Here is a 1,329-nt window from a genome sequence, read left to right as displayed (position 1 = left end):
TAGATCGTTCTTTAAAAATTTGGGTATGTGATAGAAAGATAGACTGAACGTTACTTTCACTGGTAACGGATCAGGCTAAGGTAAAATTTGTGAGTTCTCTTAGTTGAGAAATTCGAATTTTCGGCGAATGTCGTCTTCACAGTATAACCAGATTGCTTGGGGTTATATGGTCAAGTGAAGAAGCGCATACGGTGGATGCCTTGGCAGTCAGAGGCGATGAAAGACGTGGTAGCCTGCGAAAAGCTTCGGGGAGTCGGCAAACAGACTTTGATCCGGAGATGTCTGAATGGGGGAACCCAGCCATCATAAGATGGTTATCTTGTACTGAATACATAGGTGCAAGAGGCGAACCAGGGGAACTGAAACATCTAAGTACCCTGAGGAAAAGAAATCAACCGAGATTCCCTTAGTAGTGGCGAGCGAACGGGGACTAGCCCTTAAGTGGCTTTGAGATTAGCGGAACGCTCTGGAAAGTGCGGCCATAGTGGGTGATAGCCCTGTACGCGAAAATCTCTTGGTCATGAAATCGAGTAGGACGGAGCACGAGAAACTTTGTCTGAATATGGGGGGACCATCCTCCAAGGCTAAATACTACTGACTGACCGATAGTGAACTAGTACCGTGAGGGAAAGGCGAAAAGAACCCCGGAGAGGGGAGTGAAATAGATCCTGAAACCGTATGCGTACAAGCAGTGGGAGCAGACTTTGTTCTGTGACTGCGTACCTTTTGTATAATGGGTCAGCGACTTATTTTCAGTGGCGAGCTTAACCGAATAGGGGAGGCGTAGCGAAAGCGAGTCTTAATAGGGCGTCTAGTCGCTGGGAATAGACCCGAAACCGGGCGATCTATCCATGGGCAGGTTGAAGGTTAGGTAACACTGACTGGAGGACCGAACCGACTACCGTTGAAAAGTTAGCGGATGACCTGTGGATCGGAGTGAAAGGCTAATCAAGCTCGGAGATAGCTGGTTCTCCTCGAAAGCTATTTAGGTAGCGCCTCATGTATCACTGTAGGGGGTAGAGCACTGTTTCGGCTAGGGGGTCATCCCGACTTACCAAACCGATGCAAACTCCGAATACCTACAAGTGCCGAGCATGGGAGACACACGGCGGGTGCTAACGTCCGTCGTGAAAAGGGAAACAACCCAGACCGTCAGCTAAGGTCCCAAAGTTATGGTTAAGTGGGAAACGATGTGGGAAGGCTTAGACAGCTAGGAGGTTGGCTTAGAAGCAGCCACCCTTTAAAGAAAGCGTAATAGCTCACTAGTCGAGTCGGCCTGCGCGGAAGATGTAACGGGGCTCAAACCATACACCGAAGCTACGGGTATCA

1 rRNA gene is annotated in these 1,329 nt (G+C 49.2%); it reads left to right on the top strand.

Annotated features, from left to right (window positions below):
- Positions 1–168: 168 nt before the first annotated feature.
- Positions 169–1,329, top strand: a 23S ribosomal RNA gene (locus AAEZ10_RS27150); the annotation flags it as partial.

Origin of the sequence: Pseudomonas sp. H26/SER47-MNA-CIBAN-0231, from assembly GCF_040310465.1 — a bacterium.
Classification (GTDB): Bacteria; Pseudomonadota; Gammaproteobacteria; order Pseudomonadales; family Pseudomonadaceae; genus Aquipseudomonas; species Aquipseudomonas atacamensis.
Note: the sequence above shows the minus strand (reverse complement) of the source record. Positions and strands in the feature narration are given on the sequence as shown.